This window comes from Kamptonema formosum PCC 10802, from assembly GCF_000332335.1.
Taxonomy (GTDB): Bacteria; Cyanobacteriota; Cyanobacteriia; order Cyanobacteriales; family Oscillatoriaceae; genus Oscillatoria.
Window position 1 is genome coordinate 5,564,584 of record NZ_KB235948.1, and the last position, 7,941, is coordinate 5,572,524.

Sequence of the window (7,941 nt, forward strand, 5' to 3'; positions counted from 1 at the left end):
CAGGCGTCTCGCCTGTCCCAGACACCTTAAGGGCACAGAGGGAAAACCTACATTCCTGCTTCCCTTGCTCCCCCGCTCCCGAAGCTTCTACTGTTCTAACCAATATGACTGCTGCTATAGGACCGGCGGGATACGCCTTTTCCCCTAGGCTACGGATGTCCTAACCAATATGACTGCTGCTATATCCATCTTTGCTCCCAACAGATATCTCGGGTAAACCCCCCACTCCGGTTTCGCCGGCAATCTATACGACTGAGCCGGCAATCTATACGACTGAGCCGGCAATCTATACGACTGAGCCGGCAATCTATACGACTGAGCCGGCAATCTATACGACTGAGCCGGCAATCTATACGACTGAGCCGGCAATCTATACGACTGAGCCGGCAATCTATACGACTGAGCCGGCAACCGGTACGACTGAGCCGGCACTATACCACAGAACCGGCAGCCGGTACGACTGAGCCGGCAGCCGGTACGACTGAGCCGGCAATCTATACGACTGAGCCGGCAATCTATACGACTGAGCCGGCAACCGGTACGACTGAGCCGGCAACCGGTACGACTGAGCCGGCAACCGGTACGATTGAGCCGGCAACCGGTACGACTGAGGAACCCACCCCACACCACATTATATAGCAGTAGTCATATTGGTTAAGACATTAATGACATGGCTTATGGGGATCGTGCGCATCGGGATCATGCGCATGGGGTAAGTAGGGGCGGGTTCACCCAAAATGTCTCTGGGTTTTACCAGATGTTAGTAAACCCGACCCTACCAGCTTTTGCGTGATGCCATGCATGCGTGATGCGATGATGCCCATGTACTAACCTAAATGCATACTGCTATACTTAATATCCCAGTGTCCTAAACTGACTGTCTATCGCTATAGCATCCGCAAGATTTGAGCGGACAAGGCTGGGGTGGATCCTCAAAACAGGCGTGCCGGCGAAAGCGGCAGTTAAGCCGCCTTACGCTTTAGGAACGCAGCAAGTCATCGGGGGTGACGCCCAAGGCGCGAGCTAGGGCGGAGAGGGTTTTGCTCTCCGGCAGGGTTTTGGCTTTTTCGTAGTAGTTGACGCTCTGGCGACTCACCCCCGCCATCTCTCCCAGTCGCTTTTGGGACAAGCCCAGACGTTTGCGGTAGCGGGTTAGGTTGCCAGCGATGGTTTCTTTCATGGATGTGTTCCTGTAGGTCGCTGGGTAGAGTCGTTTTTCCAAACTTTCACCCTCTATATTGGCTGATTCTACTGTGGAGTGTCAAGAGCTATTTTACACACAGGGGAGGGGTGAGCGTACCTTTTGCCATCGGGAGAGGGCAGTTGCATGGGCCACACCACAAGCTCCCCCACGACGGCTAGCAGGGCTGGGCCATTCTCGATAGGAGGTGGAGGGGGTGCCGGTGGGGGTGCCGGTGGGGGTGCATGTTTGTAGTTGGGCTTTAGCCCAATCGGCGGGCCTCGTAAGAGCGCATAATTTTCATCGGTGGCGGTGTGCGCAGTTCCGAAGCGACTGCCTCGTTTCCCCAACAAGCAGCATTATTAGCTTAACAGCTTAATTGCCAGTAGTCAATTTGTTCTTTCGGGCAATATTACTGTAAGTTTCTTCTCCAAGAATCCAAAATGGCGGGACGAATCCGTTTCTCCCGATCGTTAATTAACATATCAGCCATTGCCATAACTTCTGCTGCGGTTTTGTGTCCAGTTTCTACCCTTTCACTCAACAAGCGCAGCGTCCGGGTGTGGGGAATGCCGTATTCCTCACAAATTTCAACAACTAACCCATCATCACTGGCACACAATAATAACTGATGGCGGGCAATGGCCAGTGTGGAGCGGTCAGCTTCACTGAGCAGCAACGAACGCCGGCGAAATTCCATAAAACTTGCAAACATCTCCTCAGTTTCTAGGGTGAGAGGGCTCAGGTATTCGCTGGCTGCTTGGCGGGTCGCTGCTTCAAGACGATCGGAGTCCAGGACTTCCTGAGCAATGTACAGAGGGCTGTAGCGCTGCTGCAGCCATTTCCACTCGTTGAGCCAGCGAAAGTCGATGAGAGCGGTTGCGTCCAAAATCGTTCCTTTAAAGGATGGCATAGACCTCAGATTCTTGACGGCGCACCCGCAGCTCTTCAACCGTTAAGTCTAGAAGTTCCGCAGCCTTTAGTTCGGAAATTCTGCCTAATTTTAACGCCTGTAAAATCAGATCGGTGTGCCGCTCATTTTCAGGAAAGTCTTCTGGAGCGAGCGCAGGAGGCAATTCCATTGAATTTTGGAGAGATGAGCGGTAGCGGTTTTTGTAAATTGCGCAAATTTCAGCTTTCTTTTTGGCGAAATCAATGATTCCCATGTCCGCTAATCGGCGCAATATCGCCAGATAGCTCACCCGAAAATGCCGTTTGAGTTTAACGATATCCTGGGTGCGCTGATAGATGCGCTCGAATTCCCCTTGGGGAACAAGTAGATGGCCGGCAAAGTAATCAGCCACCTTCTCCCGGGCTTTTTCTTCTTGTTTGGTTCCCTCTTTCATGAGAGTGTCTTGGTACTCGCCTCGATGGAAGATCAGGTGTCCAATCTCATGCGCTAAGGTAAATAACTGCCGCTCGATGGAGATATTATGACTGCTCACCAAAATGAACGCCCCTTGCTCGGCGCTACAGGCACTCAGACCAAAGAACCCTGATATCGGGACAGGTTGGCGCAGGACTTTCAAGCCAATTTCTTCCACCGCTGCGAATAGGTTGAAGATGGGAGCATCCCCTATTCCCAGACGGTGGCGAAACTGAGCGGCGATTTCCTGAATGCGCTTTTCGTTACCTTCTACTTGATGGCAAGGGGTACTTTCTGGGGCATAGGGGGGTAAACCGACGGCTTGCTCCAGGGCGCTGTATGTTTCCAGCACGCGCAGCACTTGAGCGGCAAACTGCGGTTGCTTGTCAAAGGAGTTGTGGGCGCGGAAGCGGAAGTTAGGCAGCCCCTCCGCTTCGGAGCGCAGCAAGTCATCGAGAGTTACGCCCAAGGCACGAGCTAGGGCAGACAGGGTTTTGCTGTCGGGTAGGGTTTTGGCGCTCTCGTAATTGTGGATGCTCTGGCGAGTCACCCCCGCCATCTCTGCTAGTCGGTCCTGGGACAGGCCCAGACCTTTGCGGTAGCGGGTTAGGTTGCCAGCGATAGTCTCTTTCATAGCTCTGTTGCTCTCGGTCGCTGTGCCGACTGGCTTTGTAAAAGGTTTTCCCTCTATATTTTTTCATTATACTCTAAATTGTAAAAGCTATTTTACATCTATCCCTGGGCTGAGCCTACCTGTTCCGTTACCGCAGCGCAAACGTAGGAGCTGCGGCAGATGCTAATTGGGTTGGGGTGCCGGTGGCTAGTGAGTGGGTTGCCTGTGCCGCGCCCGCCCCTAATTTCGATAAGTAATTATTCGTTAATTCCGCTATTGACTGTCGCATTTTTTCGGTAATTAAACGATATAAGCCTCTAAATGCGCCGCTTTCTGAATAGAAAGTTTGTCTTAGTCCCTGAGTGCGCCGGCTCCCGCCGGACAGGCTCCATCTGACGGTTCCGCTTGCCTGCCGGTCAATCCGCTCTAAACCAGCATTAGCAGTGCGCCGAAATTCGGCATTTTGCTCCTGCGGTCCTGCTAAAATTTGATCCAGCATAGCCTGACCTTCCCTGAGTTCGCCGCTCCTGGCACCAAGGCTAGCCTGACTTTGCCTCAGTTCGGCAATTTCCATATCATTTGCTTCTACAATCGCCGCTCTATCAATTCTAAATCATTTGTGAAATCCTCTTTCTTTCCTTGGCGCTAGTTCACAGGGGCAGTTTATAAAAAAAATAATTTTCCTAAAACTGATCCAAGGTAGAAGCCGGCAGCCGTCTTTTTCCCCTAATCCCCTAATCCCCTAATCCTGGCTCACCGAAAGCCATCCCGCTAGGAGGCAGAGCTTCCTGTTAAAATATGCAAACAACACACACCGGCACCCCAACCGGCACCGGCAACCAGAGCACCGGCATTCCCCAGCGCGGATATTGACCAACTTTTGAACCGAGCCAAATCCCCCAGCGTCGAATACACTGTAGAGGCAAACCGGCTTCAAAAAGCGCCGGTCGCCCGCCGCCCCCAGTCCCAACACCTGCCCGCACCCCAAACCCCCCACAGCACCCCCCAGAATGGCTTCAATTGCGCGCAAAAACTTATTTGAAGACATCCCCCGCTTCCTGATCGCCCAAGCGGGGATAATGTTTGCCGTTAGCCTCGTCAGCATTCAAACCGGCATCCTCAATGGATTCACGCGCTCCACCTCCCTGCTCATCGACAGTTCCAAAGCCGACATCTGGGTGGGGTCAAAATACATGGTCAGCTTCGAGCTATCTCTGCCAGTCCCCTACGAGCGAGTCGAGCAAGCGCAAAAAGTCGCCGGTGTCGATCGCGCCGAAGCCCTAATTGTCCAAGGTGCCCTCTGGCGCGACAAAGATGGCAACATTGTACCCGTCAGGGCGATTGGATTTGACCCCGCCAGCCAACTATTTGCACCAGGCAATATCGAGCGCGGAAACCTCAGCTTCCTCAACCAGCCTTACACCGTGATCGCCGATCGAGGCAGCTTCAAATCCCTGAACGTCGAATGGGTGGGCGATGAAGTGGAAATGGGTGCCTTTCGGGCGCGACTGGTGGGCTGGACGCGAGGCAATCAATCCATCGTATCCAATTCTTTCCTGTTCACCTCCCTGGAAAATGCCTACGCTTACGTCAATTCCACCCTCAGCGCTACGCCCCAAACTGCAGGGCAGCTGCAACAGCTTGCCGCTGACGGCAAAATCCCCGATCCCGCCCTCGCCGCACAGCTGGCCAATCTCCCTCCCGAACAGCTGCAGAAATTAGCCGCCTCCGGCAAAATCCCCGATCCCACGCTCGCCGCACAGCTGGCCAATCTCTCTCCCCAGCAGCTGCAGCAGTTAGCCGCCACCGGCAGCATCCCCGCCGCCACCGCCCAACACTCCCCACCGGCACCTCAAAAATTAACCGCCAGCGACCGCATCACTTATATCCTCGTGCGGGCCAAACCGGGCCACGATCTAGAACAGCTCAAGCGGAACCTGGAAGCGGCTTTGCCCGACACCCGCGCCTACACGCGCACTGAAATCGCCGCTCGAACTCGCAGCTACTGGCTGCAGCGAACAGGAATTGGCTTCATCCTCGGACTGGGGGCGGCGGTGGGCGTGATTGTGGGCACGGTGATTGTCGGTCAAATTCTCTACGCTTCCGCCTCCGATCACATCAAAGAATTTGGCACTCTCAAGGCAATGGGTGCGTCTGACTGGGTAATATACGGCATCATTGTGGAGCAGGCTTTATGGATGGCGGTTCTCGGCTATCTGCCAGGGATGGCTGTCTGCTGGGGGGTGGGAAAATGGACACTCGCCAGTCAGGGAATCGTCATATTGATCGCGCCGGCAACCGCATGTGCCGTATTTGCCATCACTGTCGTAATGTGTGTCAGCTCAGCCCTGTTCGCCATTCAAAAAGTCACCCGCCTCGATCCGGCAGTGGTCTTCAAAGCCTAATCTCAAGTTTTCAGGCGTTTATCTCAGGAATTTCTGCCGATAGGGGGAAAATACTATAAAGTAAGATGAGAGAGTTAGGGAGTTATCCTTGCGAATTTATCCCGATCTAATTAGGAATTTATATCAAACTGCTACCCCTAATAAGCTTTTGTTGTAAGCGGATAGGGTGAGCCATCCCTGTCCCAAACAGATCCGTGTTGCGCTCCGCACTCCTGCTCCCCACTCCTGCAAATCGGTTGTATTATGGTCAACCCACAGGACTTGATATTAAATAACCGCTACCTAAACGCAATTTTTAGTTTTCCTGTATTGCCGGCTACAGCAAACCCCCTCACAACCTGAACCTATGACAGCTTCTCAACTTCACATTGCCAACCGCGTTGCTCAAGTGGACTCGAAGGCCAAAAGCTCGGTCAGTGCCAGAACCGGCGCGATCGCCGCCCGGGGGGTGGGGATGGTTTTCCAGTCGGGACAGCAGTGGTATCAAGCCCTCAAAGGCATTAACCTGGAAATCCAGCAAGGCCAGATCCAGCTGCTCATGGGTCCCTCTGGTTCCGGCAAAACCACCTTGCTGTCAATTTTAGCGGGGATGCTCACCCCCTCTGCCGGCAGGGTTTTTCTCCTCGGGCAAGAAATTACCAAGATGTCTCGCGCCCAGCTCGCCCAGTTCCGCCTGAAAAACATCGGCTTCATTTTTCAGGGGTTTAACCTGTTTCCAGCCCTGACAGCGGCTGAGAACATTGAGCTGGCGCTGGAAATTAAAGGGATTCGGGGACGGAAAGCCCGCCAGCAAGCCCACACGCTGCTGGAGCAGGTGGGGCTGGCTGATAAAGCCAAGCTGCACCCCCGGGATCTGTCGGGGGGACAGAAACAGCGGGTGGCCATTGCGCGAGCCCTCGCCGGCAATCCCCAGCTGATTATGGCCGATGAGCCCACTGCAGCGCTGGACTCCCACAGTGGGCACGCGGTGATTGAGCTGCTGCGCCGGCTGGCCAAAGAAGGCGGCTCCACGGTGCTGATGGTGACTCACGACCCCCGGATTGTCGATGTCGCCGATCGGGTGCTATATCTCGAAGATGGAGAAATCACGCCGCGCCACCGCTGAGATGTTTTCCGCTACCAGTGATATCGCCGCAACACTTGCTGGGGGTCTACAATTCCTTCTGGTCGCGGGACGAGGGCGCTTGTGCCCGCTTCTGCCCCACCGGCAGTGCCGGCATAGGGTTGGCTCGCACCGGCAGCCGGCGGGATATTGGCCGACTCCGTGAGGACTTCCAGCTGGTAGCGCACCGCCGCAACGGATTGCTGCAATTCGCCCATCTGCTGTTGCAGCTGCACAGTAGCTGCAGCGAGAGTCTCCAGCTGCAGGCTCGGTGGAGTGAGATCGCCACCGGGATTGAGCCCGGCGATGTCCCCTCTCAAATCCTCAATCCGCCGGTCGAAAAGCGCCTTGATGCCGGAAATTTTCACATCCAGTTGGGTCATGGAGACGGTTAGCCTTTCCCTGGTCAGTTGCTCCCAGCGGTGCCGGTTGAACAGGTTCAGCAGCAGCGACAGCGACAGGGGAACCGCCGCATAAATCACCTGCTGCAAAGACACTGCCGCGACTGAGCCAATCACCGCACCGGCGAGCGATACATATTCGGCCATCTGCAGCCAATCCAGGTTGTTTGCTTTCATGGGGGGTTGCTGATACATTTACGCGACATTATTCTGGGCATTCCCGGACAATGCAACGATAGCACTATCACCAATGAAAGTGATAGAGGCGGTATCCCGCAAAGCTTTCAGGAAGATCCCGAAAGCGCCATTCCAGTCTCGCGATAGCGTAAACCCGCAACTGGGACAGTGAAAAACTTTGGAGCCACCCAAACGAGTGTGAACATGACCGCAGCGAGTGCAGGTCTTGCTGGTGAATTCTTCGGTGACATCCACAACGGTGGTTCCCGTCATCTCGGCTTGATGCTTTAATGTCAGCTTGAACCGATAGTGTGCCCACGTCAGCATCGCCCTCGCTGTTTTAGACTTAATTTTCCGCGTCGCCTTGGCAACCATGTTGGAAGTCTCGAAGGTAGGCAGAAAAATCAAGCGGTAATTGCGAGTCAGGTAATGTGCTATTTGGCGGTGGGCTTCATCTATCAAGTCCCGAATTTTTCCTCGCATCCTGTGAGCGGCGCGTCTCATGCTGCGCCGCCGCTTTTTGTTGGATTCTTTGGCAATTCGGCTGGCCAAATCATCTAAGTGCTGACACAGGCGGGTAATGCGCCCAATATCCCCATTGCCAAACTCTAAGAATTTTCGTCCGTCAAAACCTGTCAGGAAAGTTCTCACACCCGGGTCTAACGCAATTATCCCATCAGCTTCGGTGGGACTAATT

Annotated in this window: 11 protein-coding genes; 3 read left to right on the forward strand and 8 right to left on the reverse strand. The window is 54.3% G+C overall.

Annotated elements, in window-relative coordinates; genetic code table 11:
• Positions 1-191 precede the first annotated feature (191 nt).
• Positions 192-464: a hypothetical protein gene (locus OSC10802_RS50925; RefSeq protein ID WP_155968323.1), complete on the forward strand. Its 273-nt coding sequence runs from the start codon at positions 192-194 to the stop codon at positions 462-464.
• Positions 465-979: 515 nt separating this feature from the next.
• On the opposite strand, the gene OSC10802_RS41640 is transcribed toward OSC10802_RS50925, so the two are convergent.
• The 6 genes from OSC10802_RS41640 to OSC10802_RS50935 form a co-directional block, all read right to left on the reverse strand.
• Positions 980-1,180: a helix-turn-helix transcriptional regulator gene (locus OSC10802_RS41640; protein ID WP_017719401.1), complete on the reverse strand. Its 201-nt coding sequence runs from the start codon at positions 1,178-1,180 to the stop codon at positions 980-982.
• A gap of 68 nt (positions 1,181-1,248) precedes the next feature.
• Positions 1,249-1,533 carry a hypothetical protein gene (locus tag OSC10802_RS50930; RefSeq protein WP_155968325.1) on the reverse strand — a complete coding sequence of 95 codons (285 nt, stop codon included), beginning with the start codon at positions 1,531-1,533 and terminating at the stop codon, positions 1,249-1,251.
• A 59-nt stretch (positions 1,534-1,592) separates the two neighbouring features.
• A complete protein-coding gene (locus OSC10802_RS0124440) occupies positions 1,593-2,093 on the reverse strand; it encodes a PIN domain-containing protein (protein ID WP_017719402.1) in 501 nt (166 codons plus the stop codon).
• Positions 2,080-3,180, reverse strand: coding sequence for a helix-turn-helix domain-containing protein (locus OSC10802_RS0124445; protein WP_017719403.1), 1,101 nt, complete (start codon positions 3,178-3,180; stop codon positions 2,080-2,082). The genes OSC10802_RS0124440 and OSC10802_RS0124445 overlap by 14 nt, the downstream gene beginning before the upstream one ends.
• Positions 3,181-3,307: 127 nt before the next feature.
• Positions 3,308-3,733 (reverse strand): hypothetical protein, encoded by a 426-nt coding sequence (locus OSC10802_RS0124450; RefSeq protein ID WP_017719404.1) that lies wholly within the window; start codon positions 3,731-3,733, stop codon positions 3,308-3,310.
• Between the two features lie 168 nt (positions 3,734-3,901).
• Positions 3,902-4,189 (reverse strand): hypothetical protein, encoded by a 288-nt coding sequence (locus tag OSC10802_RS50935; RefSeq protein WP_155968327.1) that lies wholly within the window; start codon positions 4,187-4,189, stop codon positions 3,902-3,904.
• Here OSC10802_RS50935 and OSC10802_RS0124455 point away from each other — a divergent pair.
• Both OSC10802_RS0124455 and OSC10802_RS0124460 read left to right on the forward strand, forming a co-directional pair.
• Complete coding sequence (locus OSC10802_RS0124455) at positions 4,170-5,564, forward strand: FtsX-like permease family protein (RefSeq protein ID WP_017719405.1); 1,395 nt, start codon at positions 4,170-4,172, stop codon at positions 5,562-5,564. The two genes, OSC10802_RS50935 and OSC10802_RS0124455, sit on opposite strands and share 20 nt — an antisense overlap.
• A 346-nt stretch (positions 5,565-5,910) precedes the next feature.
• Positions 5,911-6,669 carry an ABC transporter ATP-binding protein gene (locus tag OSC10802_RS0124460; RefSeq protein WP_017719406.1) on the forward strand — a complete coding sequence of 253 codons (759 nt, stop codon included), beginning with the start codon at positions 5,911-5,913 and terminating at the stop codon, positions 6,667-6,669.
• An 11-nt stretch (positions 6,670-6,680) separates the two neighbouring features.
• On the opposite strand, the gene OSC10802_RS0124465 is transcribed toward OSC10802_RS0124460, so the two are convergent.
• Together OSC10802_RS0124465 and OSC10802_RS0124470 are read right to left on the reverse strand one after the other, a co-directional pair.
• Entirely contained in the window at positions 6,681-7,244 is a 564-nt protein-coding gene (locus OSC10802_RS0124465) for a hypothetical protein (protein ID WP_155968329.1), read from the reverse strand.
• Between the two features lie 18 nt (positions 7,245-7,262).
• The coding region (locus OSC10802_RS0124470) for an RNA-guided endonuclease InsQ/TnpB family protein (RefSeq protein WP_232731748.1) at positions 7,263-7,941 on the reverse strand (679 nt) is incomplete at its 5' end.